Genomic DNA, 24,697 nt, shown 5'->3' with positions numbered 1-24,697 from the left:
GAAATCTCCCACGGGTCTGTACTGCGTCAACAGTCAGAATCCAGCCTAGTCCCTCCTCCTCCCTTCAAGTACCAGCATACAAGCCAGCCTGCTGGCGATGGCGCCAGTCCAGACGCCGCGTGAATAGATCATTCAGCCTGGGCGACCGCGAACGAATCCGAAGGCTCGTGCCGGATCATCCGCTTCATCTTCCACTCGAACCCCAGCGTCAGGCACACCGCCGCGCACGCCAGCCCCAGCGCCAGGCCCCACCAGACGCCGGTCGGCCCCCAGTGCAGATGGAACGCCATCAGCCACGCCGCCGGCGCGCCGATCAGCCAGTAGCAGCCGAGCCCGACCAGAAACGTGGTCTTGGCGTCCTTGAGCCCGCGGATGCAGCCCATGGCGATGGTCTGCACGCCGTCGAACAGTTCGAACCACGCCGCCACCATCAGCAGGCTGACGGCCAGGCGGATCACCTCGGCGAAGGCCGGGTCGTCATGATCCAGGAACAGGCCCACCAGCGGATCCGGCAACAGCCAGAACACCATGGCGAAGCACAGCATCACCGCCGCGCCGAAGGCGATCCCGACCCGCCCGGACATCCGCGCGTCGAGCAATTGTCCGGCGCCGTAATGCTGACCGATGCGCATGGTGATCGCGTAGGACAGCCCCGCCGGCACCATGAACGCCACCGAGACGATCTGCAGGGCGATCTGGTGCGCCGCCAGTTGCGTGCTGCCCATGGTGCCCATGCACAGCGCGGCGAAGGCGAACAGCCCGACCTCCACGGCGTAGGTGCCGCCGATCGGCAGGCCCAGGCGCCACAGTTCCTTGAGGTATTGCCGGTTGAGGCGCGACAGGCCCTGGCGCAGCGGGTAGGCGTCGTAGGCCGGATGCCGGCGGATGTGCCAGGCCAGCGCCAGCGCCATGCAGTTGGCGACGATCGCCGTGACCAGGCCGATGCCGGTCAGCCCCAGCTTCGGCAGGCCGAACAGTCCGGTGATCAGCGCGTAGTTGAGCAGGAAGTTGGCCACGGTGCCGGCCAGGCTGATGACCATCACCGGCGTCGCCCGACCGATGGCGCTGGTGAAGCCACGCAGGGCCATGAAGCTCAGGTAGCCGGGCAGGGCGAACGGCAGGGCCAGCAGGAACTGCCCGGCGGCGTTGACGTTGGTTTGGGTCTGGCCGAACAGCAGCAGCACCGGCTTGAGGTTCCACAGCAGCAGACCGGCGCCGAGGGCCATCAGCCAGGCCAGCCACAGCCCGGCCTGGGTCAGCCGCGCGGCGCCGAGGATGTCGCCGGCGCCCTGACGGATCGCCACCAGGGTGCCGACCGCCGCGATCACGCCGATGCAGAAGATCGACACGAACGAATAGCTCGCCGCGCCGAGGCCGCCGCCGGCCAGGGCCTCCGGGCTCAGGCGCGCCATCATCAGGGTGTCGGTCAGCACCATCAGCATGTGCGCCAACTGCGAGGCGATCAGCGGCCCCGCCAGCCGGAGGATGGCCCAGAGTTCGGTACGCACGGGACGCTGCATGGTCGTCACATCCTTTTAATCGAGGGAGCAAGAGACCGTCGATTCTCGCGGTTCGGCGGGGTTGGCACAAAGGGATAAAAAGGATGGGTGGCATGATTAAAACTCATCCAGGGGCATTTCTGCTAAGTTGACGCCATCCCGCAACCGGAGCCTTGTCTATGTCCCGTCGTCTGCCGCCCTTGTATGCCCTGCGCGCATTCGAAGCAGCGGCGCGGCACAGCTCGTTCACCCGCGCCGCCGAAGAGTTGTCGATCACTCAGAGTGCGGTCAGCCGGCATGTCCGCACGCTCGAGGAGCACTTCGCCTGCCGGCTGTTCCACCGCAGCGGCCGCAACCTGCAGCTGACCGAATCGGCGCGCCTGCTGTTGCCCGGCATCCGTGAAGGTTTTGCGGCGCTGGAGCGGGCCTGCAATACCTTGCGCGCCGAAGACGACATCCTGCGCATGAAAGCCCCGTCGACCCTGACCATGCGCTGGCTGCTGGCGCGGCTCAGCCGGTTCCGCCATCTGCAGCCGGGCAACGAGGTGCAGTTGACCAGTGCCTGGATGGACGTGGATTCGGTGGACTTCAACAACGAACCGTTCGATTGCGCCGTGCTGCTCAGCGACGGGCATTTTCCCCCGGACTGGGAAGCCAGCCTGCTGTTCCCGGAAGAACTGATCCCGGTGGGCGCGCCCAACCTGCCTGATGACCGGCCCTGGGACGCGGCGCGGCTGGCCGCCACCGAACTGCTGCACCCGACCCCCGACCGGCGCGACTGGCGCAGTTGGCTGGAGCGCATGGGCCTGTCCGAGCAGGTGTCGCTCAAGGGCGGGCAGGTGTTCGATACCCTGGAGCTGGGAATGATCGCAGCGGCACGGGGCTACGGCGTATCGATGGGCGACCTGCTGATGGTGGCCGAGGACGTGGCCCAGGGACGGCTGAGCCTGCCGTGGCCCACCGCCGTCGCCAGCGGCCTGAACTACTACCTGGTGTGGCCCAAGACCCGTCCGGGCGGTGAACGTTTACGCCGCCTCAGCGATTTCCTTCAGGGCGAAGTCCGGGCGATGGAACTGCCGCAGGTCGCGCGCTTGAGCTGAATCGTTCGAGCCACCACAATGCCGGCCCTGGGGCATAACCCTGTTGTGCGCTCAAGTATTCGTTTTCACAGCCGAATACGTCCAAGTGGAACCGTCGTGCCGGTCCACGATACACCCCCATTATTAGAATATTTTCCGAGCCGTGATCAGGGAGGATCCGCAGGCCCGGCCAGGAGCTGTCCATGTCTCAACCCCGCGCCCGGATCGCCTCGCAGCTGGGCCTCGCGCTCGCCGTGATACTGGCGGTCGTCATCAGCGGCAGTACGGTGTTCGCCTTGCGTTCGCTGGATTCGGCCAACCTCGCCACCCGTGAAGAGCACCTGGCCAGCGAGGCGCGCCTGCTGGCCGACCAACTGAGCACCTTCCACGGCACGCTGCGCGAAAGTACCCAGCGCCTGAGCGGGCTGTTCGAGAAGCGCTTCAGCGCGGGCCTGAGCATCCACCCGGACGAACCGGTGACCGTCGCCGGCACCCGCACGCCGGGCCTGCACCTGGGCGGTGAGGTGTTGAACAACAACTTCAAGGAAGTCGACGAGTTCAAGCAGATGACCGCCGGCGTCGCCACGCTGTTCGTGCGCAGCGGCGAAGACTTCATCCGCGTCAGCACCTCCCTGAGCAAGCAGGACGGCACCCGGGCCATCGGCACCGTGCTCGACCACGCCCACCCGGCCTACGCGCGGTTGATGGCGGGGCAGGGCTATGTCGGCCGCGCCTTGCTGTTCGAGCGCCTGTACATGACCCAGTACACCCCAGTGCGCGACGCTGGCGGCAAGGTGATCGCCGTATTGTTCGTCGGCTTCGACTATACCGATGCGCAGAACGCCCAGTTCGACAACCTCAAGCGCTTCCGCATCGGCCAGACCGGCTCGTTGGCGCTGCTGGACGAGCAGGGCAAATGGCTGGTGGCCCCGGCCGGCGTGCAGGCGCCGGAGCAAGCGGTGTCGGTGGTCGCCGGTCTGGCGAAAACCCCGGGCAAGGGCCGCTTCTGGAGCGACAGCGTCGAAGACTTCTACAGCATCGCCGTACCGTTCGACGGCGGGCCGTGGTCGGTGGTGGCGAGCATGCCGAAAAGCGAGATCCGCGCCGTGACCTGGAGCGTCGGCACGCAACTGGCCATCGGCAGCCTGCTGGCGATGCTGCTGGCGGTGGGTTCCGTGGTCTGGCTGCTGCGCAGCAAGCTGCAGCCGCTGGGGGATCTGGTGCGGCAGGCCGAGGCGCTGGGCGCCGGCGACCTGAGCGTGCGCCTGGACGTTTCGAGCAACGACGAGATCGGTCAGCTGGCCCGCGCCTTCAACCAGATGAGCCAGGCCCTGTCGACCATGGTCGAGCACATCCGCCGTTCCTCCGAAGAGGTCAACCGCCGGGCCCAGGCGCTGTCGGGCTTGTCCGGCGGCGCGTACGAAGGCATGGAGCAACAGTCCGGCGAAATCACCAGCATGGCGGGCGCGGTCGAGGAGTTCAGCGCCACCTCGCTGAACATCGCCGACAACATGGGCAACACCCAGCGCTTGGCCCAGGAAAACGCACAACAGACCCAGATCGGCCGCACCTCGATGGAAGAAGCGTCTTCGTCGCTGGAGCAGATCGCCGGCGCGCTGAACACCACCGCGACCGTCATCAACACCCTCGGTCAGCGTTCCCAGGAAATCGGCGGCATCGTCAGCGTGATCACCGCGATCGCCGAACAGACCAACCTGCTGGCGCTCAACGCCGCCATCGAAGCGGCCCGCGCCGGCGAACAGGGTCGCGGCTTTGCGGTGGTGGCCGACGAGGTGCGCAACCTGGCTTCGCGCACCCGTCAGGCGACCGACGAGATCTCCGGCATGATCCAGAGCATCCAGCAGGAGACCGGCAACGCCATCAGCACCATGGAGCAGGGCAATGCGCTGATGCAGGAAGGCCTGTCGCGCAACGCCAACGTCGCCTCGGCCCTGGCGCGCATCGACGAGCAGAGCCGCTCGGCGGGCCAGCAGTTCGCGGCGATCACCACCGCGACCCAGGAGCAGAGCAGCACCGCGACCCTGCTCAGCAGCAACCTGCAGAGCATCGCGCTGGCCAACAGCGAACAGCGGGAAGTGGTGTCCAACCTTGCGGTCACCGCCAAGGAGTTGGAGAAGCTGGCGGCGGATCTGCGCTCCGAGGTCGACCGCTTCCGCTGAGTCGCCCCCGCCATCGATGCGCCGGACAGACCGCCATCGCCAGCAGGGCTGGCTCCCACAGTTCTAGCCGCCTCACCGCGCGCCCTGTGGGAGCGGGCTTGCCCGCGATGGCGGCGGAACATCCGACATCGATGTGCCGGACAGACCGCCATCGCCAGCAGGCTGGCTCCCACAGTTCTAGCCGCCTCACCGCGCGCCCTGTGGGAGCGGGCTTGCCCGCGATGGCGGCGGAACATCCGACATCGATGTGCCGGACAGACCGCCATCGCCAGCAGGCTGGCTCCCACAGTTCTAGCCGCCTCACCGCGCGCCCTGTGGGAGCGGGCTTGCCCGCGATGGCGGCGGAACATCCGACATCGATGTGCCGGACAGACCGCCATCGCCAGCAGGCTGGCTCCTACAGTTTTGCCGGCACCTCCAATCCCCTGTGGGAGCGAGCCTGCTCGCGATGGGCCCGACGCGGTTCCCGCCCCTACTGCGTCGCCGGCCGGTACTGCAGCGCCTCCGCCAGATGCTCGCGGCGGATGCCGTCGCAGCGTTCGAGGTCCGCCAGCGTCCGCGCTACCTTGAGCAGGCGGTGCGCCGAGCGCAGCGACAGCGTCAGGCGCTCGCAGGCCGATTCCAGCCACGCCTCGTCGGCTGTGGATAACCCGCAATGGCGCCGCAGCCCCGGCAAATCCAGAAAGGCATTGGCGCACCGTTGGCGCTTCTGCTGGCGCTCCCGGGCCTCGGCCACTTGCCCGGCGGCACTGGCGCTGTCCTCCCCCGGTTTCACCAGCGGATTCAACGCCGTGGCTTCCCGCGCCACCGTCAGGTGCAGGTCGATCCGGTCCAGCAGCGGCCCCGACAACTTGTTGCGGTAGCGCTGCACCATGTCCGGCGTGCAGGAGCAACGGCCGGTGGGTTCGCCAAGATATCCACAGGGGCACGGGTTCATCGCCGCCACCAGTTGAAAGCGCGCCGGAAAGCGCACCCGTTCCTTGGCCCGGGCAATCACGATGTGGCCTGACTCCAGCGGCTCGCGCAGCACCTCCAGCACCTTGCGGTCGAACTCCGGCAGTTCGTCGAGGAACAGCACGCCGTGGTGGGCAAGGGTGATTTCCCCGGGCTGCGGTTTCGAACTGCCGCCCACCAAGGCCGGCCCGGACGCCGAGTGGTGCGGCTGGCGGAAGGGGCGCTGCGGCCAATGGGTCAGCGGCGCGCCGTTGGCGACCGACTGGATGGCCGCGACCTCCAGCGCTTCGCTTTCGGTCAGCGGCGGCAGCAGCCCCGGCAAGCGGCTGGCCAGAAGCGTCTTGCCGGTGCCCGGCGGTCCGCTGAACAACAGGTTGTGGGCGCCTGCCGCGGCGATCAGCAAGGCGCGCTTGGCGGCCGCCTGGCCTTGCACCTCGTTGAGGTCGGGGTAGGGTTTGGCGGCGTGGATCAGGCCGTCCGACACGTACGGCTCGACCGGCGTGTGCCCGTTGAAGTGCGCCACCGCCTGCAACAGGTGATCCACCGCGATCACCTTCAGCCCCGACGCCAGGCACGCTTCCTCGGCGTTGGCCCGCGGCACCACCAGCGAGCGGCCGGCCCTGCGCGCCGCCAGCGCCGCCGGCAGCACCCCGCGGACCGGGCGCACGGCGCCGGACAGCGCCAGTTCGCCCAGGCACTCCACGTCGTCCAGGGTCAGGGTCGGCACCTGTACGCTGGCCGAAAGGATGCCCAGGGCGATGGCCAGGTCGAACCGCCCGCCGTCCTTGGGCAGGTCCGCCGGGGCCAGGTTCAGGGTGATCCGCCGCGCCGGAAACTGCAGCCCGGAATTGATGATCGCGCTGCGCACCCGGTCCTTGCTCTCCTTCACCGCCGTCTCGGGCAGGCCGACCATGGTCAGCGACGGCAGGCCGTTGGCCAGATGGACTTCGACGGTGACGGCGGGGGCCTCCACGCCGATCTGGGCGCGGCTGTGGACGATGGCGAGGGACATGGGCGTTCCTTGAAATGGGCGGGCCGCTTCCTGCGGTGCTTCAAGGGTAGACGGGGGAAACGGATCCGGCGGCGGGCGCGGGGCGGCAAACCTTCACCGGATGTTGCGGCAGGCGTCTTCCCGGACGCCTGCCGTTTCAGCCCTAAGTGCGCGCAGGCCGCGCCAGCACAGCGTTGCGGATGCGCGGCCCGTAGAGGCCGACGATGAGGCCGAGGACGATCAGAATCACCGCCAGCACTTTGTTCAGCGGCACGCTTTCGTTGTACGCCACGATGGCCGCGATCAGGACGGCCAACGCTACGTGCAATGGCTCAACGGTGGTTTGCCTCCGGGGAGGACGAGGGTTATCGCGCGGCGGAAGTCCGGTTCAGGCATGCCCAGTACAGCAGCGCGACGCCGCTGATGGCGGCGCCGAGCAGGCACACGTTCACCCAGCCGTAATGGGCGTAGGTGTAGGTGGCCGCTACGGCGCCCAGGCCGCTGCCGACCGAGTAGAAGCACATGTAGGCGCCCGCCAGGCGGCTTTGCGCGTCGGGCCGGGCGGCGAAGATCAGGCTCTGGTTGGTCACGTGCACCGCTTGCACGGCGAAGTCCAGCAGCACCACGCCGATGACCATGGCCAGCAGCGAGCTTTCGACGAACGCGGTGGGCAGCCAGGACAAGGTCAGCAGCGCCAGGGCGATGCCGGTGGTGCGGTTGCCCAGGCCCCGGTCGGCCAACTGTCCCGCCTTGGCGGCGGCCAGGGCACCGGCGACACCGGCCAGGCCGAACAGGCCGATCTGGGTGTGCGACAGCGACAGGGGCGGCGCGCTCAGCGGCAGCACCATCGAGGTCCACAGCACGCTGAACGCGGCGAAGATGAGCAGGGCGAAGGTGCCCCTGACGCGCAGGGTGCGTTCGCTCAGGTACAGCTGGAAGACCGAGCGCAGCAACTGCCGGTAGCCGCCGGCGGCCGGTGGCGCGGCGGACGCCGGCAGGGTGCGGTGCAGCACCAGCGCCATGCCGGCCATCAGGGCGGCCGAGACGAAATACACACCGCGCCAACCCGCCAGGTCCGCCACGGCGCCGGAGACGAAGCGGGCCAATAGAATGCCCAGCACCACGCCGCTGGTGACGGTGCCGATGGCCTGGCCGCGCTGTTCCGGGCTGGCCAGGGCGGCGGCGTAGGCGACCACCACCTGCACCACCACGGCCATCAAACCCACCAGCACCATCGCGCCGAGCAGCGTGAGCCAGTCCTGCGACAGGCCGACCGCGCAGAGGGCGACGGCGGACGTCAGCATCTGCGTCAGGATCAGTCGCTTGCGGTTGAGCAGATCGCCCAGCGGCACGATGAACAGCAGCCCCGCCGCGTAACCGGCCTGGGTGGCGGTCACCACGACGCCGATGGCGCCGGGCGCGACCGCAAGGCTCGCGGCCATGGACTCCAGCAGCGGCTGGGCGAAATACACGTTGGCCACCGCCATGGCGCAGGTGATGGCGAACAGCAGCGTCCGGTAGCGGCCGAGCGTCGGCGCCGGGCGTTCCCGAGCAGCCAGGGCAGCGGTCTCGCGATCCATTGTCGAGGGCGTTTGAGAATCCGGCATCGCGACATCCATCCTTGAGCTGATGTGGTTTCGAAACAAAACCGATGCGTGGATTTTTACCCAATCAAGTTTTAATATGCAACCAGTTGTTCGAAGCACTTACCCTGACGCCCGCAGCGTCTTTTTTCCTTCTTGCCGATTGAATCCGGAGACCCATGGCCCGACAGCAGCAACTGGCGCAAAGCGAATGCCCCGTGGCCCGAACGCTCGAAGCCATCGGCGACCGCTGGGTGCTGATGATCATCCGCGACGCCTTCGACGACGTCCGCCGGTTCACGGAATTCCAGAAACGCCTGGGCCTGGCCCGCAACATCCTCACTGTCAAGCTCAAGATGCTGGTCGAGTTGGGGGTGTTCGAGGTGCAGCCGGCGTCCGACGGCAGTGCCTACAAGGAATACGTGCTGACCGAAATGGGGCGCTCCGTGTTTCCCATCGTGGTCAGCCTGCGCCAGTGGGGGGAGCGCTTCCTCTTCAAGGAAGGCGAGTGCCATTCGGTGCTGCTGGACGACGAACTGTCGGAACCGATCGAGACCCTTGCGGTCCGCTCAAGGTCGGGCAAGGTACTGTCCCCGGCCGATTGCCACCGGCGGGTGGTCAAGCGCGGCGCCTGAGGCGCGGGACGCCTTCACCGAATACGCGAACCCCACACCGGAAGGTGTGGGGTTTTTCATGGGCTGCCGATCCGTAGCCCGGTAGGCTGCGGCCTCACTCGGCCGGCGGGTTCAGCTTCGCTTCGAGCTCCGCCACCTTTGCCTCGAGGCTTTCGAGGCGGGCGCGGGTGCGGGCCAGCACCACCATCTGACTGTCGAACTCTTCGCGGCTCACCAGGTCCAGTTTGCTGAAGGCGCTCTGCATCAGCATCTTGAACTGGCTTTCGATTTCGGCTTTGGGCAAGGGCGTGTCGCCGCTGAACAGACGGGAGGCGGTGCCGCTCAGGGCGTCGAGGAAGTCTTTGGGCGCGAGCATGGGAAATGTCCTGGAAACAATGGCCGGCAGTGTATCACGCAGTGTCTATAGTCATTGGCGCCGGCAGGGATGCACGCTTTTCGCGCAAGCCGCCGGACGGCGGCGCACCGTTGTTGTGCGTATCCCCGGTGCCATTTTAGTGATGGCCACTGCCGACGCGGCCAAGGGATTGAAATCAGTGGGTTTTGGCAAGGTGGCAAGCTTTCTGCTTAGTCGGTGGTGACCCATGCACTGATGCAGTCGCTGTGATGAATGCAGTGCGGCAGGCGGAGCGGGGAGTTTCGTCTGATGCGGTTAGCTGGCGTCGGTCGGGCCGGGAGGGCCGACGATGCGTTACAAAGCCAGGCACTGCGCTTAGACTTGAGTCGGGTTTGTTTTCCTGGGGCAAGTCCACCAATTCGGGAGAGAGTTTCATGAAGCTAGTCACTGCCATCATCAAGCCGTTCAAGCTGGACGACGTGCGCGAGTCGCTGTCCGAAATCGGCGTGCAGGGCATTACCGTCACTGAAGTCAAAGGCTTCGGCCGGCAGAAGGGTCACACCGAGCTGTACCGCGGCGCGGAATACGTGGTCGATTTCCTGCCCAAGGTGAAGATCGACGTCGCCATCGACGACAAGGACCTTGACCGGGTCATCGAGGCGATCACCAAGGCCGCCAACACCGGCAAGATCGGTGACGGCAAGATCTTCGTGGTCAATCTGGAACAGGCGATCCGCATCCGTACCGGCGAAACCGATACCGACGCCATCTAAGCCGCCACAAACCCAACGCCCCAGGAGAAAACAAAATGACTCTGCGTAAATTCGCAGGGCTAGGAGCCCTGTTGCCTATCGTAATGCCCGGCCTGGCCATGGCGGCAGACGAAGCGGCGGCCCCGGTCCTCAATTCCGGCGACACGGCCTGGATGCTCACCTCCACGGCCCTCGTGCTGTTCATGACCATCCCCGGCCTCGCGTTGTTCTACGGCGGCATGGTCCGTTCGAAAAACATCCTTTCCGTGATGATGCAGTGCTTCGCCATCACCGGTCTGATCAGCGTCCTGTGGGTCATCTACGGCTACAGCATCGCGTTCGACACCACCGGCATGGAGCAGGGCGTCGTCAACTTCAACTCCTTCGTCGGCGGCTTCGGCAAGGCGTTCCTCGCCGGCATCACCCCGGCCAGCCTGACCGGCCCGGCGGCGCTGTTCCCCGAGGCGGTGTTCGTCACCTTCCAGATGACCTTCGCGATCATCACCCCGGCGCTGATCGTCGGTGCGTTCGCCGAGCGGATGAAGTTCTCCGCCATGCTGGTGTTCATGGGCATCTGGTTCACCGTCGTCTATGCGCCGATCGCGCACATGGTCTGGTCCGGCAACGGCGGCCTGATGTGGGACTGGGGCGTGCTCGACTTCGCCGGCGGCACCGTGGTGCACATCAACGCCGGTGTGGCCGGCCTGATCGCCTGCCTGGTGCTGGGCAAGCGCAAAGGCTTCCCGACCACCCCGATGGCGCCGCACAACCTGGGTTACACCCTGATGGGCGCGGCGATGCTGTGGATCGGCTGGTTCGGCTTCAACGCCGGTTCCGCCGCCGCCGCCAACGGCACCGCCGGCATGGCGATGCTGGTCACCCAGATCGCCACCGCCGCCGCGGCGCTGGGCTGGATGTTCGCCGAGTGGATCACCCACGGCAAACCGAGCGCACTGGGCATCGCCTCGGGCGTGGTGGCTGGCCTGGTGGCGATCACGCCGGCCGCCGGCACCGTCGGCCCGATGGGCGCGCTGGTGATCGGCCTGGCGGCGGGCGTGGTCTGCTACTTCTGCGCCACCAGCCTGAAACGCAAGCTCGGCTATGACGACTCCCTGGACGCCTTCGGCGTGCACGGCATCGGCGGCATCCTCGGCGCGATCCTCACAGGCGTGTTCGCCGCACCGTCGCTGGGCGGTTTCGGCACCGTCACCGACATCGCGGCGCAGGTCTGGATCCAGTGCAAGGGCGTCGGCTTCACGGTGATCTACACCGCAGTCGCAACCTTCGTCATCCTCAAGGTGCTGGACGCGGTGATGGGCCTGCGGGTGACCGACGAGGAAGAGTCGGTGGGCCTGGACCTGGCTCAGCACAACGAGCGCGGCTACAACCTGTAAGCCAGCGACCTGAAAAAATTGCCCGGTTCGCCGGGCATTTTTTTGTCCGGATTTTGTCATCCGTGACACCGCCGGAAGGTTTTCGCGTGCGGCTTCGGCGCTGTCGGAGGCAGGGGTGTTTATGCGGCCAAAGGCTTACACCGCTGAAGGAATATTAGGGCCTTTGTTTTTTTCCAGAGCGCGCTAGAATGCGCCCCGAAACGTGCGGAGAACTGTATGTGGCAACAGACTCTGATAACCCTGCGGGCACGGCCCCGGGGCTTTCATCTGGTGACGGACGAGTTGCTGGCCGGCCTGCCCGGACTCAAGGCATGCAAGGTCGGTCTGTTGCATCTGTGGCTGCAGCACACCTCGGCGTCGTTGACTGTCAACGAGAACGCCGATCCGGCGGTACGTCGCGACTTCGAACGGTTTTTCAATCGTCTGGTCCCACAAGGAACGGACGGCTATGAGCACAACGACGAAGGCCTGGACGACCTCCCGGCGCACTTCAAGGCCAGCGTGCTGGGCTGTCAGTTGAGCCTGCCGGTTTCGGCGGGAAAGCTGGCGCTGGGCACCTGGCAGGGCGTTTACCTGGGCGAGCACCGCGATCATGGCGGTGCCCGCAAAGTCCTCGCCACCCTCCACGGTGAAGGGGCATGAGCCGCTGGTCAGCAGCGGCGGATGATTTTTTCCGGCGACTTTCGACAGTTGCCTAAGCTGGTCTATAACTAATCTGCTTTTCGCAAGTCATGAGGTAGAACATGAGCGACGATGATCTGGAAAACGACGACCTCGAAGTAGGCGACGAAGACGATACCGAAGAAGGTCTGGAAGCGGCGGCCGACGATGTCGCCGAGGACAGCGATGACGGCGGCGATGCACCTGCCCCGGCCGCTAAAGGCAAGGCCAAGGCTGCGGTCTCGGTCGACGAGCTGCCGAGCATGGAAGCCAAGAACAAGGAACGCGATGCCCTGGCCAAGGCCATGGAAGAATTCCTTGCCCGTGGCGGCAAAGTGGTTGAGGTGGAGGCCAATGTGGTCGCCGACCCGCCCAAGAAGCCCGACAACAAGTACGGCAGCCGCCCTATCTGAGGCGCGTCGCCCGCTTGCCGAAAAAAGCCCGCCGTCGCTGCGGGCTTTTTTCATTGCTGGATAAACCGATGCGGCCTGACTGACACTAGTTCAGTAACGACTCGAAAAACGGGCCCGTTTCCAGCTTTTCAGCCAGGTATTTCGCTCCTGCCGGAGTCAAGTGGGATCCATCGTAGGACATCAACATACCGTTGAGATCAAACAGAGGGCATTGATTGGCCTCGCAAATGCCAGTGACCAAATCCAGAAACTGATCGTTTCTTACTTTTGAAGACAGCAAACGGTTGATGTAGGAAATGCCTGCGTCCGGCGAAGTTCTATAAGCGAGTCTTTGACTGAAACTGAGACTGCTCAGTTTCAAGAGGTCGATTGGGCCGAATGTTTTTCTCCCGACAACAAAAAATTTTCCTGGCCCAAAGTCTCTTTCAAGATTCTTGATGCTTTTGTCCAGTAATTCTATTTGCCAAGGCACCCAGACCGAGACGAGAACAACTCGGTCAGCCTCGGCAAGTAGTTTTTTTACTTCGGGATTGTTATACCAGTTTCCGTTCAGGCAAAGCTGTTGGTAATCTTTTTCGACCTTGTCGATGAAGTTTTCTTCCAGGTACAGATTTCCGCAGGCATGCTCGATCCTGTAAAAGGAAAAATCATTTTTCTCGTAGTACGGTGTATCACGAATGACGTTAAGGAAGTCGCCGGCCATGCTGTCGCCGATCACCAGAACTTTGCGGCCGGGTCCGCGATTGAACTCCTTCAGGCTGAGCTGATTGGCTAGTTCCCAGACGAACTCGCCTCTTTCTTTTGTGAAGGCGAGCACTTCCATGGATTCAGTATCGTATCTTGAAAAATTGCCCTCGGTGGCATATCCAAAAAAGCCGAAGGTCAAGAAACAGGCGGGGGCCACTGTGCCGAAGTAAATTAATCGTTTTGCACCAGGGGCTCGCGGTTTCCGAAAAGGGGTTTCAATGAAGCGCCAGCTCAAAACGGCGAGCGTTGCGGTTAGCAGCAACAAAACAATAGTCAGGGTCAGATCAAGATTCTGAGAAGTCTTGTATCTCGCAAAAGCAAACAGTGGCTGATGCCATAAGTAAGCGCTGTAACTGATTAGCCCTATGCCTACCAGAATTCTTGAGCCCAGTAATCTTCCCACAAAGGTTGCTGGGGTCGCATACAGGATGATCAGAGAGGCGCCGACTGTAGGTACAAGCGCATAGAGGCTCGGGAACGGCGTGTACTTGTCGTAAAAAACAGATGAAAAAACGATCAGAGAAAATCCAAGAGCTGCGCCAGCCTGTTTCGTAATCTGGCCAGGGTGTCTTTTTTTCTCTTGAAAGAGATAAAAGGCCAGTAAGGCTCCCATGAGCAACTCCCATGCTCGCGTGGGTAGCAGATAGAATGTTGCTATCGGATATTTTTCGACGTTGATCTGTGCCAGCATCAGACTGGCAAAGAAGATAAGCAGTAAAGTGCTGACAATGAATTTTTTACCCAGCTTCCAGGTTGCCATCAGGAAGATAGGAAATAATAGATAGTATTGTTCTTCTACGGCGAGGCTCCATGTGTGTAGCATGGGCTTTAGTTCGGTTGCAGTGTCGAAATAGCCGCTCGCATTCCAGAAAAATATATTCGACGAGAAAACTGAAACAGCTGCCAGGCTGCCAGCAAAGTCTTTCATGTCTCGAGGGAGTAGCCAGAGCCACGCGAATATAATTGATACAACCATTACCGCAAAAAGAGCGGGTAGAATACGCCTTGCTCTTCGCTCATAGAACTTGAGTAAAGAGAATGTTCCTGCCTCTTTCTCGGACAGGAGAATGGAAGTTATCAGGTATCCGCTGATGACAAAGAAGACGTCAACGCCAACGAACCCGCCTTTGAATATTTCAAATCCAGCATGGAATAGAATGACGGGGATGACAGCCAGGGCTCGTAGGCCGTCTATCTCTCTTCTGTAGGCTAGCACGCTTTATGTTCCCTCTCGCTACTTCGGTCGAATTGCTTCCGTTCTATTGTTATTTACTGAATTCAGTTAGGGCTTTTAAAAGAAAAATTTCACTTCCGGCTAGTTTGTTGCCGCATCTAACTTGGTAGGGAATGGTATTTCCAGATGAAATTCAGCGGTTGCTTATAGCATTTTTGCGGGCGAAAAAAAAGCAGGTCGTATTTGCCTAGGCAACAGTTGCAAATACCAAAGTGCAGCTTTTCGCAGCGCTTCGGTAAGCGGCGTCTTGCAGCGCAGGGCGTTCTGTGGCGAATCGAACATGCTTCCCCCCTCTCCACTCAATTTGAGCGAAAGGATCATTTACGGCCTGGATAGATCAATCTCGCAGACCGGTATGATCCCACGGGTTTATTCAGCTTGAGCCGCGTTCCAGCGGGCGAGGATCGCAGGCAGATCCGCCAGGTTGCGAATCTCCGCATCCGGCAGGCGCTCCGCTTCCCAGACCTTGCCCGCCGGGTTGAACCAGATCGCCCGCAGCCCGGCCTGCTGTGCCCCGGCGATGTCGTCCCCCGGATGGTCGCCGATGTGCACCGCCGCCTCGGCGCTCACGCCGCCCCGCTGCAAGGCCTCGTGGAACAGCCGCGCGTCCGGCTTGGCGATGCCGATGTCTTCGGCGCACAGGGCGAACTTGAAGTAATCGGCCAGCCCCAGCCGGCGCACGTCGGCGTTGCCGTTGGTGACGACGCCCAGGGCATAGTGGTTGGCGAGGATCTCCAGCACCGGCTCGACCTCGGGGAACACCTCGATCTGGTGCCGTGCGTGGAGGAACACTTCGAAGCTCTTGTCCGCCAGGTCCGACGCCTCGCCGTGGGCGTAGCCGGCCTCTTCCAGCGCGTGGAACAGCACCCGCCGGCGCAACGCGCTGATGCGGTGCTTGAGCCCGGGCTCGCCGGCCAGCACCCGTTCGCGGATGGCCCACAGGTGCTCCACCGGCACCGCGCCCAGGTTCGGCGCATGTTCGCCGAGCCATTGGCGCAGCACCGTTTCGGCGCTGAGGATAACCGGAGCGGTGTCCCACAGGGTGTCGTCGAGGTCGAAGGTGATCAACTGGATGCTCATGAATCCTCGCCTTTGGTGCGTTTGGCCCGAGGATGGGCGCTGTCGTAGACCGCCGCCAGGTGCTGGAAGTCCAGGTGGGTGTAGATCTGGGTGGTCTTGATGTCCGAGTGGCCGAGCAGCTCTTGCACGGCGCGCAGGTCCTGCGATGACTCCAGCAGGTGGCTGGCGAAGGAATGCCGCAGCATGTGCGGATGCAGGTTCTGCCCCAGTTCCCGTTCGCCGGCGAGCTTGACCCGCACCTGGATCGTCCGCGGGCCGAGGCGCCGGCCTTGCTGGCTGACGAACACGGCGTCGTCCGCCGGATTGGCCAGGGCGCGCAGCGGCAGCCAGTGCTCCAGCGCTTCGCGGGCCTTGGCGCCCACCGGCAACAGGCGGGTCTTGCTGCCCTTGCCGAGCACCTGGACCATGCCGTCGGCCAGGTCGAGCTGGTCGAGGTTCAGGCCTGTCAGCTCCGACAGGCGCAGGCCGGAGGAATAGAACAGTTCCAGGATCGCCTGATCCCGGCGGGCCATGAAGTCGTCCTCCACCGCGCCTTCGAGCAGCTGCAGCGCCCGGTCGGTGTCGAGGGTCTTGGGCAGGCGGCGCTCGCCTTTGGGGGGCGTCAGGCCGGTGGCCGGGTCGTGGTCGCAGAGGCCTTCACGGTTGAGGAAGTGATAGAGCCCGCGCACCGCCGACAGCAGGCGGGCGAGGCTGCGCGAGGACTGGCCCTGGGCGTGGAGGCGGGCGATCAGGCTGCGCAGGCGCTGGATGTCCAGCGCCTGCCAACTGCCGATGTTCTGCTTGGCGCACCAGCCGAGCACCTTGTCGAGGTCGCGGCGGTAGGCCGACAGGGTATGGGGCGACACCTGCCGCTCACTGCGCAGGTGTTCGCAGTAAGCGTCCAGTTGCCGTTCCATGTTCAGCGCACCTTGCGCAGGGAGCTGTTGACCCGTGGCAGCACGCGGCCCATGACTTCGGCGATGTAGCTCAGGAACAGGGTGCCCACCGAACTCTTGTAGTGCTGCGGATCGCGGCTGGCGATGGCGAGGATGCCGTGGATGCCCTGGTGGCTGACGGCGACCACGGCGGTGGAGCCGATCTGCTTGCGCTGCTCTTCGCCGAACAGGAAGTCCAGCTCATGCTCGCGCAGGCTGCCGCTGACGCTCTTGCCCTCGGTGAGCAGGCCGCCGATGGCGGTCTGCGCGTCGGCGTGGGTCACCCAGCGGCCCACCGGCGCCGGGTTGTCGCCGAGCAGGATCAGGCTCACGAACGGCACCTGGAAGTCCTGGCGCAGGCTGTCCTCGACGCTGATCACCACGTCTTCGAGGGTCGCGGCGTCCATCAGCGCGAGGATCAGGCGCCGGGTCTTCTCGAACAGCCGGTCGTTGTCCCGGGCGACGTCCATCAGGTGCGAGAGGCGATGGCGCATCTCGATGTTGCGTTCGCGCAGGATCGCCATCTGGCGCTCGACCAGCGACACGGTGTCGCCGCGCCGGTGGGGGATGCGCAGGGACGGCAGCAGTTCCTCGTGTTCGGCGAAGAAGTCCGGATGGGCCTCCAGGTAGGCGGCGACGGCGGCCGCCTCCAGGTTTTCGGCGGCGGATCCGGCGGACGGTCTGGCGGGGGCTTGAGGCTTGTCGGTCATGGCTTCTGCTCGCTCAAAGACGCACTTGTCCTTCGTATACACGCACTGCCGGACCGGTCATCAGCACCGGTTGGCCGGGGCCTGCCCATTCGATGGACAGGCGCCCGCCCGGCAGGTCGATCGACAGCGGCGAATCCATCCACCCCTGGCTGATCGCGGCCACGGCAGCGGCGCAGGCGCCGGTGCCGCAGGCCTGGGTTTCCCCGGCGCCGCGCTCCCAGACGCGCAGCTGTGCGCGGTGGCGGTCGATGACCTGGAGGAAGCCGACGTTGACCCGTGCCGGAAAGCGCGGGTGGTGTTCGATCTTCGGCCCCAGCTCATGCACCGGTGCGCTGTGGATGTCTTCCACGCGCAGCACGGCATGCGGGTTGCCCATCGACACGGCGGCGATGTCGACGGTGACGCCGTCGACCTGCAGCGGATAGCTTTGGGCCTGGGCCTGTGCATCGAACGGAATGTCGGCGGGCACCAGGCGCGGGGCGCCCATGTTCACGCCGATCTGGCCGTCGTTGCGCACGTCCAGCTCGATGATGCCGCCCTTGGTCTCGACGCGGATCCGACGCTTGGCGGTCAGGCGCTTGTCGAGCACGAAGCGGGCGAAGCAGCGGGCGCCGTTGCCGCACTGTTCCACTTCCGAGCCGTCGGAGTTGAAGATCCGGTAACGGAAGTCCACGTCCGGGTTGCTGGGCGCCTCGACGATCAGCAACTGGTCGAAACCGATGCCGGTGTTGCGGTCGCCCCACTGTTTGGCGTGTTTGGGCTGAATGTGCGCGTGCTGGCTGACCAGGTCGAGGACCATGAAGTCGTTGCCCAGGCCGTGCATCTTGGTAAAACGCAGCAGCATGGGGTCACTCCGGCAGCAGGCTTTCGCCGGCATACAGCTCGGCCACGGTTTCGCGGCGGCGCACTTCGAAAACTGAGTCACCGTCCACCAGCACCTCGGCGGCGCGGCCGCGGGTGTTGTAGTTGGAGCTCATCACGAAGCCATAGGCACCGGCCGAATGCACGGCCAGCAGGTCACCCTCTTCGAGGGCCAGTTCGCGTTCCTTGGCCAGGAAGTCGCCGGTCTCGCAGATCGGCCCGACCACGTCGTAGGTCCGCGCCGCGGTGTCGCGCGGGCGCACGGCGGCGATGTCCATCCAGGCCTCGTACAGGGCCGGGCGGATCAGGTCGTTCATGGCCGCGTCGACGATGGCGAAGTCCTTGTGCCCGGTGTGCTTGAGGTACTCGACACGGGTCAGCAGGACGCCGGCGTTGGCGACGATGTAGCGGCCCGGCTCGAACATCAGCGCCAGGTCGCGGCCGGCGAGGCGTTCGCGCACGGCCTTGACGTAGTCGCCGGCCAGCGGCGGCTCTTCGTCGCGGTAGCGCACGCCGAGGCCGCCGCCCAAGTCGATGTGGTGCAGGTGGATGCCGCAGTCGCCGAGGCGGTCGACCAGATCCAGCACGCGGTCGAGGGCGTCGAGGAACGGCGCCAGGGTGGTCAGCTGCGAGCCGATGTGGCAATCGACGCCGATCACGTCCAGGTTCGGCAGGTGCGCGGCGCGCACGTACACGTCTTCGGCGTCGGCGATGGCGATGCCGAACTTGTTCTCTTTGAGGCCGGTGGAGATGTACGGATGGGTGCCGGCATCGACGTCGGGGTTCACGCGCAGCGAGACCGGTGCGCGGACGCCCAGCTCGGCGGCCACGGCCTGGAGGCGCTCCAGCTCGTCGGTGGACTCGATGTTGAAGCAGTGCACGCCGACTTCCAGGGCGCGGCGCATGTCGTCGCGGGTCTTGCCGACGCCGGAGAACACGATCTTGTCGGCGCTGCCGCCGGCGGCCAGCACGCGTTCCAGCTCACCGCGGGAAACGATGTCGAAACCGGCGCCGAGACGGGCCAGGACGTTCAGCACACCGAGGTTGGAGTTGGCCTTGACCGCGAAGCAGACCAGGTGCGGCATGCCGGCCAGCGCATCGGCGTAGGCCCGGTACTGGGCCTCGATGTGGGCGCGGGAGTAGACGTAGGTCGGCGTGCCGAAGCGGTCGGCGATGGCGGACAGCGCCACGCCTTCCGCGAACAGCTCCCCGCCACGGTAGTTGAAAGCGTCCATGGCGATCCCTTAGTAGACGTCGTGCTTGTGTGCCTTGGAAGCAGGCTGATGCTGCGACGACTTGGCTTGCTCGGTCGGGTCCTGATCTTCGTCGGGTAGGTACAGCGGGCCTTTTTGACCGCAGGCCGAGACGAGGCAGGCAACCGCGACGAGCGCCGCGAGGGAAGAGATCAGGCGCTTCATGGCGAAATCCTTGAAAATGCGTTAATTGCGCCGGAGTATACCGGCGACCCGGCGGATTGCCTATGCGACGGGGTTCCCGTCCGGCGGGGCCTGTTGCGGCGGCGCAAGCGACTCCTGCGGCGCCCTGGCCGGCGCCGTCGCCAGCAGGCTGGCTCCCACAGGAATCGAGGGAGGCCGTGGAACCCGCCCGGTCGTTATTCTTTGCAATCGGGCGCCGTCGCTCGTATCTTGCGGCCCTTGAGCCTGATCCGTCATTTCCCGAGGTTGCCGCAATGAGTCTGTCCGAAGCCCGTTTCCACGATCTGGTCGATGCCACCCAGCAGGCGCTGGAGGACATCTTCGACGACAGCGACCTGGACCTGGACATGGAGAACTCGGCCGGTGTGCTGACCGTCAAGTTCGACAGCGGCAGCCAATTGATCTTCAGCCGCCAGGAGCCGCTGCGCCAGTTGTGGCTGGCCGACCGTTCCGGCGGTTTCCACTTCGACTACGACGAGCAGGCCGGCAAGTGGGTGTGCGAGAAGACCGAAGAGCTGCTGGGCGAAATGCTCGAACGCATCGTCTGGGAGCGCGCCGGCGAGAAGCTCGACTTCGACGAGATCTGAGATGAGCACCGAGATCCGGCCTGCCAAGCCGCTCTACAGCAACGTCAGCCCGGCGGTGCCTTCGCCGTGCAGCGGTGTCTGCCGGCTGGACGAGCAGAAAGTCTGCCTGGGCTGTTTCCGCCATGTCGAAGACATCCGCGAATGGCGCTCGGCGGATGACGAACGCCGCCGGGTGATCTGCGCGCAGGCGGTGGCCCGCAAGGCCCGGGCCTGACCGGCGCAGGTTTGTGTCCGGCTTTGGGTGGCTTGTATATTTTTTGAGCTGTGATAGTGTCCGGACACGCCTCAACCCATCGAGGCCCGGTAAGAACCCCGTCTTTTTTGGCGGGGTTTTGCTTTTTTGCGCAGAAGAAAGGAGTCTGCCCGGATCATGACCGCACCATCCATCACCCTTACCCGTCTGGACGTGCAACGTCTGGAGCAGCTGATCGACAGATTGCCTGAAGGCACCCGTGGCGTTGATGAGTTGCAAACCGAACTGGACCGCGCCGAAACGCTGGTGAGCCACGATGACGTGCCCGCCGACGTCGTCACCATGAATTCCCGCGTGCACTGCCGCGAGGAAGGCAGCGGCAAGGACTACCACCTGACCCTGGTGTATCCGAAACACGCCAACGCCGACGAGGGCAAGATCTCGATCCTGGCGCCGGTGGGCAGCGCGCTGCTGGGACTCAAGGTCGGCCAGCACATCGACTGGCCGGCGCCGGGCGGCAAGACCCTGAAGCTGACTCTGCTCGAAGTCGAGTCGCAGCCGGCCAACGGGGGCGACTTCCCGGTGTGACCCCGCCTCAGGCCTGTTCGAGCGCCTCGTTCAGGGCGCGCTCCAGGTCGGCCTTGTAGCGCAGGTAAAGATTGCTCGAACTCTGCCCGTCCCCGAGCAGGCCCGACAGGTCCAGGTCGGTGATGTAGCAGCGGTAGCGTTCGGTTTCCCGGCGCTGGCCGATGATCTCCCGGGCGACCACGCCGAACAGCTGGTCGCCGTGCTCCAGCTCGCTGAATTCCCGTTGGTTGCAGTACAGCGTGACCTGCACCTGACCGGGTGCGGCCTTGCCGATGATGGCCTGCACGTCGTAGTACGGTTCGTCGGCCGGGGTCTGCGGCGCCGCCCGCGCTTCGACCCGCCGCGCCCGTCCGGGGCCCTGGGGCAATAACTGGTAATACAAAATCTCGAGGTCGGGGGCCGGGCCCTGATCCATCGGTGCCTGCGTCTCGCGGCGGAACTGGATCGATTGCAGGAAGCGCTGCAGCGGCACCAACAGGCTCTGCTCGTCGTGGTAGGGCAAATGCTGCTGCCACAGCGCATTGAACTCATCCAGCACGTACAGCTCGGCCTGCCGTTCGGTCACCCGGTAGAACACCTGAATGCATTCGGGTTGGCCCATGGGCAGGATCAGCGCGAGGTCGTGGTCCTCCAGCGCCATCGGATCCAGGTGCAGGGGGCTGTAGTGCGGCAGCTCTTCGCCCAGGTAATCCAGCAGCGCGGGCAAGGTGGCGAGCGCCGCGTGGCTGACCTGGCCCGGCACCAGCTCCAGGACGTGATAGTGCTGCTGGACCTGGATGAGGTAGCGGTGGTTGAGTCCGCTGAGCAGCAGGGTCTGGGCGGTGTCGAGAATCTCTTCCACCCGCCGGGCGATGAACTGCGCGCGGTTGTGGCAGAAGCAGCGCACCCGCAGCTTCGGCTGCCGGGCGCCGGTCGGCAGGTTGTTCAGGTAGTCGCGCAGGCAGTCGAGCAGGGCGTGGGGGCCGTCGAAGCGGTTGACCAGCACCTCGTTCCAGCTGTTGAGCGTGACCTGGTCGAGCGTCAGCACCAGGTTCTCGCGCACCCCGGCGTAGCTCAGGGAGTCGGTGCGCTCGGTGGTCATCAGGATGTTCAGGTCGCGGTGGTGCTTGAGCGGATCGACGCCGACGTTGACCAGCAACAGCACCTCGCTCGGCACGCTGGCGTGCAGCAGCGGTTCTTCGGCGACGGTGGGCAAGGGCAGGACGATGCTCTGCTGCAGGCTGCCGAGCAGGTTGAACAGCTCGAACTCGCTCAGGTCGCTGGTGCCGGGGTGCAGCGCCAGGCGGGTGCTGCTGTCGATCACGCCGTTGCGGTGGCACCAGGTCAGCAGCTCCAGCAATTCGCGGCTACGCTTGATCGGTGCGAAGTGCTCCCATTCCAGCGCCGTGAGGCTGCCGTTGTACAGGCCCCATTGGGTCTGCCCCGGTTCTTTCTTGTTGGGCGACTGCACCAGGGTCAGGGTGTCTTCGGCCAGGTCCGGGGCGATGCCGGGGTTGATGAATTCGATCTTGTCGGCCTTGCGCTCGAAGGCCGCGTACAGCCGCCGGCCCAGCACATTGAGGTCGCGTTTGTTGATCAGGCTGACGGTCTGCTCGGTGCGGGCGAAGCGGGTCAGGAAGCGGTAGCTGTAGTTCAGCTCGTTGACCAGCGCCAGGCGCTCGGCGCTGACCTGGCGCACTTTCCATTGGCTGCGGCTGTCGAGCAGCGCCAGTTGCCGACGGTCCCAGTGCCATTCGTCGGCCAGGCGCTCGAGCAGCGAGCGCTGCCAGCTCTGGGTGCGGGTGTTGCCGGTGAGCTTGCGGTTGACCTTGAGGTACAGCGCCCGGCGCACCAGTTCCAGCCGCTCCGGTTCGTTGCGTGCCGTGAGGTATTCCTCGATCCGCCGGTACACCACCATGTACGGATCCAGCTCGTCCAGGTCCAGCCGGTTGGCGAACACCGCCTGCTTGAAGCGCAGGCTCAGGCACTGCACGTGCGGGTGCTCGCTGGCGTAGACCTCGGTCAGCAGCAGTTTGAGCACCGACTTGTAGGGCGATTCGATGCCCTTGAACAACTGCCACAGCCCGGCGCCGATGAACTCCCCCGGCGGGATGTGCGCCAGGTGGCCGAGGTCGAGGGTTTCGTCGGTGCGGATGAAACGCTTGGAGATCAGGGTGTGGGTGTACTGCGCGTAGGCGCTTTCCTCATAGACCGGCACCAGCCACCAGATCGGCGTGCGGCCGGCCAGCCAGATGGCCGTGCGGTAGAACTCGTCCAGCAACAGGTAGTGCTGGGTGGTGCCGCAGTCTTCGGAGCTCAACTGGCTGTCGCGCTCGCCTTTGACGAAACGGGCCGGGTCGATCAGGAAGAAGTGCGCCTCGGCGCCCTGGCTCGCGGCCCAGGCTTCGAGGGCCTGGCACTTTTTGCGCAGCTCGGCCAGTTCGCTGTCGCCCAGGTCCGGGGCATGGCAGACCCACACGTCCATGTCGCTCTGGTCGGCCTGGGCCAGCGTGCCGAGGCTGCCCATCAGGAACAGGCCGTGGATCGGCCGGGGCGGGTTGCTGCCGTGGCGCGGCTTGTAGGAGAACGACCGGGTCAGGCGCTGGGCCTCGGTGAGCGTGTCGGCGTCCGGCTCATAGTTCGACAGCCCTGCCGGCGTGCTGCCCGACACATAGCCGGGCAGCAGGGGATGGTTGACGTGGAAGAACAGCGGCAACAGGGTCAGCACGCTTTGCTGACGGGGCGAAAGCCCTTCCCGTGCCCGGTCCAGGCGGCCTTCGTTGAGTTTGAGGAAGCGTGCGCGCAGCTGGCTGAGCACCTTGCGGTCGATGCCTTCGTCCAGGTCGGGGCGGATTTCGTGGGTGCGGGGCATGTCGGCTCGCAGGGCTCGGGGGCAGAGGGGCTCGCAATGCCGGGGAGTTTAGCGCCTGGGCGGGGGAATCATTAAGCTGAATTTGTTTTTTGGCGCCATTTTTCCAGCGTCGGCACCGGCAGGCCGCCGGGCTGGCCCGCGGAAAGCCCGTGGCAGGGGTTTCCGTGGGCAATGGGGGAGAAGGTCAGGCGGTTTCTTCGGCGACGTCGAGGATGGTCAGCAGACTCTGCACGTGTTCTGCGGCATCGCGGCCCAGGCTGGTCAGGTAGCCACCGTCGACCTGGTCGATGAGTTCTTTCTGGAACAGGCTCTTGGCGGCGGCGATGTGTTTCGGGGCGGCGGTCTGATGAATCTTCAGACCTTCCTGGGAACTGTCCAGGTTGAAGAGTGCGAGGACTTCCAGTTCGGCAACCAACTCAGGGGTAAGCGACATAAGGACTCCAGACTTTCTAGGAATTGAGCGACAGCGCCCCTAAGGTGAACCTGCCGTTGCGGCCTGTCCAGTGCCGCCGACCGGGTTTTTCCTTCTTGGGGGTGGAGTCCAGTGTAGTCAGGCGCCGGCGCCGGGCCGCAGAGATGGGTGACAAATTGTGTGGGAGCGGGCGCGCTCCCACTGGGTCGGGCTCACTGCTTTTCCGGCGGCAGCTCAGGGAGCGCGCGCAAGGCCGTCTCGTACCACTGGGTGTCGAACGCCCGGTCTTCGTCGAGCATGGCGTCGATCTCGTAGGCCAGCACATGGGCCATCAGGTTGAGGATGTCCTCGCGTTCGTAGCCGACCAGGGTCAGCTTGTTGAACGTGGCCTTGGCCGCCGGCGGGTTCTCGCTCTCGATCTGGTTCTCGACGGCTTCGATCAGGGTGGACTCGGTGAAGGCTTCTTCGTCGTTGTCGATGTCGGTTGGCTCGCTCATGGCAGGCTCCTGTGCAAAAGGCGTCAGTCTACCCTCATTCAGCGCCGTGATGCCGGTGGCGCGAATCCCCCGCAGGATCTATAAACAGGCACTGCCCACCCCGCACGGCCTGG

At 64.7% G+C, this 24,697-nt stretch carries 25 protein-coding genes and 1 pseudogene; 11 read left to right on the top strand and 15 right to left on the bottom strand.

Annotated elements, in window-relative coordinates; genetic code table 11:
- Window positions 1–128: 128 nt before the first annotated feature.
- A complete protein-coding gene (locus CAG33_RS04730) occupies window positions 129–1,520 on the bottom strand; it encodes a NorM family multidrug efflux MATE transporter (RefSeq protein ID WP_085637139.1) in 1,392 nt (463 codons plus the stop codon).
- Between the two features lie 158 nt (window positions 1,521–1,678).
- On the opposite strand from CAG33_RS04730, the gene CAG33_RS04725 reads away from it, so the two are divergent.
- The 3 genes and pseudogenes from CAG33_RS04725 to CAG33_RS28980 all read left to right on the top strand — a co-directional run bounded on the left by CAG33_RS04725 (window position 1,679) and on the right by CAG33_RS28980 (window position 4,758).
- Window positions 1,679–2,599 (top strand): LysR substrate-binding domain-containing protein, encoded by a 921-nt coding sequence (locus tag CAG33_RS04725; protein ID WP_085578905.1) that lies wholly within the window; start codon window positions 1,679–1,681, stop codon window positions 2,597–2,599.
- 182 nt (window positions 2,600–2,781) lie between these two features.
- Window positions 2,782–3,903, top strand: a pseudogene (locus CAG33_RS28985) (Cache 3/Cache 2 fusion domain-containing protein); the annotation flags it as partial.
- On the top strand, window positions 3,898–4,758 hold the full coding sequence (locus CAG33_RS28980; RefSeq protein ID WP_371856094.1) for a methyl-accepting chemotaxis protein: 861 nt from the start codon (window positions 3,898–3,900) through the stop codon (window positions 4,756–4,758). The pseudogene CAG33_RS28985 and the gene CAG33_RS28980, both read left to right, overlap by 6 nt.
- Before the next feature lie 472 nt (window positions 4,759–5,230).
- Here the strand turns inward: CAG33_RS28980 and CAG33_RS04715 are convergent, their stop codons facing one another.
- The 3 genes from CAG33_RS04715 to CAG33_RS04710 form a co-directional block, all read right to left on the bottom strand.
- Complete coding sequence (locus CAG33_RS04715; protein WP_085581198.1) at window positions 5,231–6,724, bottom strand: YifB family Mg chelatase-like AAA ATPase; 1,494 nt, start codon at window positions 6,722–6,724, stop codon at window positions 5,231–5,233.
- Between the two features lie 142 nt (window positions 6,725–6,866).
- Entirely contained in the window at window positions 6,867–7,031 is a 165-nt protein-coding gene (locus CAG33_RS28470; protein WP_170929951.1) for a hypothetical protein, read from the bottom strand.
- Between the two features lie 37 nt (window positions 7,032–7,068).
- Window positions 7,069–8,283, bottom strand: coding sequence for an MFS transporter (locus CAG33_RS04710; RefSeq protein WP_371856102.1), 1,215 nt, complete (start codon window positions 8,281–8,283; stop codon window positions 7,069–7,071).
- Window positions 8,284–8,465: 182 nt separating this feature from the next.
- On the opposite strand from CAG33_RS04710, the gene CAG33_RS04705 reads away from it, so the two are divergent.
- A complete protein-coding gene (locus tag CAG33_RS04705) occupies window positions 8,466–8,921 on the top strand; it encodes a helix-turn-helix domain-containing protein (RefSeq protein WP_085637136.1) in 456 nt (151 codons plus the stop codon).
- A 94-nt stretch (window positions 8,922–9,015) separates the two neighbouring features.
- Here the strand turns inward: CAG33_RS04705 and CAG33_RS04700 are convergent, their stop codons facing one another.
- Window positions 9,016–9,276, bottom strand: coding sequence for an accessory factor UbiK family protein (locus tag CAG33_RS04700; RefSeq protein ID WP_085581192.1), 261 nt, complete (start codon window positions 9,274–9,276; stop codon window positions 9,016–9,018).
- A gap of 413 nt (window positions 9,277–9,689) precedes the next feature.
- Between CAG33_RS04700 and glnK the strand changes: the two genes are divergently transcribed.
- From glnK to sutA, 4 genes are all read left to right on the top strand, one after another.
- Entirely contained in the window at window positions 9,690–10,028 is a 339-nt protein-coding gene (gene glnK, locus CAG33_RS04695) for a P-II family nitrogen regulator (RefSeq protein ID WP_002555808.1), read from the top strand.
- Window positions 10,029–10,063: 35 nt separating this feature from the next.
- Window positions 10,064–11,401, top strand: coding sequence for an ammonium transporter (locus CAG33_RS04690; RefSeq protein WP_085581189.1), 1,338 nt, complete (start codon window positions 10,064–10,066; stop codon window positions 11,399–11,401).
- A gap of 216 nt (window positions 11,402–11,617) precedes the next feature.
- A complete protein-coding gene (locus tag CAG33_RS04685; RefSeq protein WP_085581187.1) occupies window positions 11,618–12,043 on the top strand; it encodes a secondary thiamine-phosphate synthase enzyme YjbQ in 426 nt (141 codons plus the stop codon).
- A gap of 101 nt (window positions 12,044–12,144) precedes the next feature.
- Window positions 12,145–12,474, top strand: coding sequence for a transcriptional regulator SutA (gene sutA, locus CAG33_RS04680; protein WP_085581184.1), 330 nt, complete (start codon window positions 12,145–12,147; stop codon window positions 12,472–12,474).
- An 85-nt stretch (window positions 12,475–12,559) separates the two neighbouring features.
- On the opposite strand, the gene CAG33_RS04675 is transcribed toward sutA, so the two are convergent.
- From CAG33_RS04675 to CAG33_RS04645, 7 genes are all read right to left on the bottom strand, one after another.
- A complete protein-coding gene (locus CAG33_RS04675) occupies window positions 12,560–14,437 on the bottom strand; it encodes an acyltransferase family protein (protein ID WP_085581182.1) in 1,878 nt (625 codons plus the stop codon).
- Window positions 14,438–14,824: 387 nt separating this feature from the next.
- The gene (locus tag CAG33_RS04670) at window positions 14,825–15,535 is read right to left on the bottom strand and encodes an HAD family hydrolase (protein WP_085630169.1); all 711 of its coding nucleotides are present in this window, start codon (window positions 15,533–15,535) and stop codon (window positions 14,825–14,827) included.
- Entirely contained in the window at window positions 15,532–16,431 is a 900-nt protein-coding gene (gene xerC / locus CAG33_RS04665) for a tyrosine recombinase XerC (protein ID WP_085581178.1), read from the bottom strand. The genes CAG33_RS04670 and xerC overlap by 4 nt, the downstream gene beginning before the upstream one ends.
- Window positions 16,432–16,433: 2 nt before the next feature.
- Window positions 16,434–17,159 (bottom strand): DUF484 family protein, encoded by a 726-nt coding sequence (locus tag CAG33_RS04660; protein ID WP_085581176.1) that lies wholly within the window; start codon window positions 17,157–17,159, stop codon window positions 16,434–16,436.
- Between the two features lie 13 nt (window positions 17,160–17,172).
- Complete coding sequence (dapF, locus tag CAG33_RS04655) at window positions 17,173–18,003, bottom strand: diaminopimelate epimerase (RefSeq protein ID WP_085581174.1); 831 nt, start codon at window positions 18,001–18,003, stop codon at window positions 17,173–17,175.
- A 4-nt stretch (window positions 18,004–18,007) separates the two neighbouring features.
- Window positions 18,008–19,255: a diaminopimelate decarboxylase gene (gene lysA / locus CAG33_RS04650; RefSeq protein ID WP_085581172.1), complete on the bottom strand. Its 1,248-nt coding sequence runs from the start codon at window positions 19,253–19,255 to the stop codon at window positions 18,008–18,010.
- Between the two features lie 9 nt (window positions 19,256–19,264).
- Window positions 19,265–19,438, bottom strand: a complete 174-nt coding sequence (locus tag CAG33_RS04645) for a lipoprotein (protein WP_085630167.1) — start codon at window positions 19,436–19,438, stop codon at window positions 19,265–19,267.
- A 272-nt stretch (window positions 19,439–19,710) separates the two neighbouring features.
- Here CAG33_RS04645 and cyaY point away from each other — a divergent pair, with 272 nt between their 5' ends.
- The 3 genes from cyaY to rnk all read left to right on the top strand — a co-directional run bounded on the left by cyaY (window position 19,711) and on the right by rnk (window position 20,824).
- A complete protein-coding gene (cyaY, locus tag CAG33_RS04635; protein WP_085637132.1) occupies window positions 19,711–20,043 on the top strand; it encodes an iron donor protein CyaY in 333 nt (110 codons plus the stop codon).
- Window position 20,044: 1 nt separating this feature from the next.
- A complete protein-coding gene (locus tag CAG33_RS04630; RefSeq protein WP_085637129.1) occupies window positions 20,045–20,257 on the top strand; it encodes a DUF1289 domain-containing protein in 213 nt (70 codons plus the stop codon).
- A 156-nt stretch (window positions 20,258–20,413) separates the two neighbouring features.
- The gene (gene rnk, locus CAG33_RS04625) at window positions 20,414–20,824 is read left to right on the top strand and encodes a nucleoside diphosphate kinase regulator (protein ID WP_085581162.1); all 411 of its coding nucleotides are present in this window, start codon (window positions 20,414–20,416) and stop codon (window positions 20,822–20,824) included.
- Between the two features lie 7 nt (window positions 20,825–20,831).
- Here rnk and CAG33_RS04620 read toward each other — a convergent pair whose 3' ends face one another.
- The 3 genes from CAG33_RS04620 to CAG33_RS04610 form a co-directional block, all read right to left on the bottom strand.
- A complete protein-coding gene (locus tag CAG33_RS04620) occupies window positions 20,832–23,675 on the bottom strand; it encodes a class I adenylate cyclase (RefSeq protein WP_085637126.1) in 2,844 nt (947 codons plus the stop codon).
- A gap of 184 nt (window positions 23,676–23,859) precedes the next feature.
- Window positions 23,860–24,108, bottom strand: a complete 249-nt coding sequence (locus CAG33_RS04615; protein WP_085581158.1) for a TIGR02647 family protein — start codon at window positions 24,106–24,108, stop codon at window positions 23,860–23,862.
- A 191-nt stretch (window positions 24,109–24,299) separates the two neighbouring features.
- Complete coding sequence (locus CAG33_RS04610) at window positions 24,300–24,584, bottom strand: hypothetical protein (RefSeq protein ID WP_085581156.1); 285 nt, start codon at window positions 24,582–24,584, stop codon at window positions 24,300–24,302.
- Window positions 24,585–24,697 lie beyond the last annotated feature (113 nt).

The organism is Pseudomonas sp. B3(2017), from assembly GCF_002113595.1.
GTDB lineage: Bacteria > Pseudomonadota > Gammaproteobacteria > Pseudomonadales > Pseudomonadaceae > Aquipseudomonas > Aquipseudomonas ekonensis.
Note: the sequence above shows the minus strand (reverse complement) of the source record. Positions and strands in the feature narration are given on the sequence as shown.

What these genes read in the sequence shown, in the direction of transcription:
- CAG33_RS04730 (WP_085637139.1), bottom strand. Translation starts at nt 1,520, where the DNA reads ATGCAGCGTCCCGTGCGTACCGAACTCTGGGCCATCCTCCGGCTGGCG.
- CAG33_RS04725 (WP_085578905.1), top strand. Translation starts at nt 1,679, where the DNA reads ATGTCCCGTCGTCTGCCGCCCTTGTATGCCCTGCGCGCATTCGAAGCA.
- CAG33_RS28980 (WP_371856094.1), top strand. Translation starts at nt 3,898, where the DNA reads ATGAGCCAGGCCCTGTCGACCATGGTCGAGCACATCCGCCGTTCCTCC.
- CAG33_RS04715 (WP_085581198.1), bottom strand. Translation starts at nt 6,724, where the DNA reads ATGTCCCTCGCCATCGTCCACAGCCGCGCCCAGATCGGCGTGGAGGCC.
- CAG33_RS04710 (WP_371856102.1), bottom strand. Translation starts at nt 8,283, where the DNA reads ATGGATCGCGAGACCGCTGCCCTGGCTGCTCGGGAACGCCCGGCGCCG.
- CAG33_RS04705 (WP_085637136.1), top strand. Translation starts at nt 8,466, where the DNA reads ATGGCCCGACAGCAGCAACTGGCGCAAAGCGAATGCCCCGTGGCCCGA.
- CAG33_RS04700 (WP_085581192.1), bottom strand. Translation starts at nt 9,276, where the DNA reads ATGCTCGCGCCCAAAGACTTCCTCGACGCCCTGAGCGGCACCGCCTCC.
- glnK (WP_002555808.1), top strand. Translation starts at nt 9,690, where the DNA reads ATGAAGCTAGTCACTGCCATCATCAAGCCGTTCAAGCTGGACGACGTG.
- CAG33_RS04690 (WP_085581189.1), top strand. Translation starts at nt 10,064, where the DNA reads ATGACTCTGCGTAAATTCGCAGGGCTAGGAGCCCTGTTGCCTATCGTA.
- CAG33_RS04685 (WP_085581187.1), top strand. Translation starts at nt 11,618, where the DNA reads ATGTGGCAACAGACTCTGATAACCCTGCGGGCACGGCCCCGGGGCTTT.
- sutA (WP_085581184.1), top strand. Translation starts at nt 12,145, where the DNA reads ATGAGCGACGATGATCTGGAAAACGACGACCTCGAAGTAGGCGACGAA.
- CAG33_RS04670 (WP_085630169.1), bottom strand. Translation starts at nt 15,535, where the DNA reads ATGAGCATCCAGTTGATCACCTTCGACCTCGACGACACCCTGTGGGAC.
- xerC (WP_085581178.1), bottom strand. Translation starts at nt 16,431, where the DNA reads ATGGAACGGCAACTGGACGCTTACTGCGAACACCTGCGCAGTGAGCGG.
- CAG33_RS04660 (WP_085581176.1), bottom strand. Translation starts at nt 17,159, where the DNA reads ATGACCGACAAGCCTCAAGCCCCCGCCAGACCGTCCGCCGGATCCGCC.
- dapF (WP_085581174.1), bottom strand. Translation starts at nt 18,003, where the DNA reads ATGCTGCTGCGTTTTACCAAGATGCACGGCCTGGGCAACGACTTCATG.
- lysA (WP_085581172.1), bottom strand. Translation starts at nt 19,255, where the DNA reads ATGGACGCTTTCAACTACCGTGGCGGGGAGCTGTTCGCGGAAGGCGTG.
- CAG33_RS04645 (WP_085630167.1), bottom strand. Translation starts at nt 19,438, where the DNA reads ATGAAGCGCCTGATCTCTTCCCTCGCGGCGCTCGTCGCGGTTGCCTGC.
- cyaY (WP_085637132.1), top strand. Translation starts at nt 19,711, where the DNA reads ATGAGTCTGTCCGAAGCCCGTTTCCACGATCTGGTCGATGCCACCCAG.
- CAG33_RS04630 (WP_085637129.1), top strand. Translation starts at nt 20,045, where the DNA reads ATGAGCACCGAGATCCGGCCTGCCAAGCCGCTCTACAGCAACGTCAGC.
- rnk (WP_085581162.1), top strand. Translation starts at nt 20,414, where the DNA reads ATGACCGCACCATCCATCACCCTTACCCGTCTGGACGTGCAACGTCTG.
- CAG33_RS04620 (WP_085637126.1), bottom strand. Translation starts at nt 23,675, where the DNA reads ATGCCCCGCACCCACGAAATCCGCCCCGACCTGGACGAAGGCATCGAC.
- CAG33_RS04615 (WP_085581158.1), bottom strand. Translation starts at nt 24,108, where the DNA reads ATGTCGCTTACCCCTGAGTTGGTTGCCGAACTGGAAGTCCTCGCACTC.
- CAG33_RS04610 (WP_085581156.1), bottom strand. Translation starts at nt 24,584, where the DNA reads ATGAGCGAGCCAACCGACATCGACAACGACGAAGAAGCCTTCACCGAG.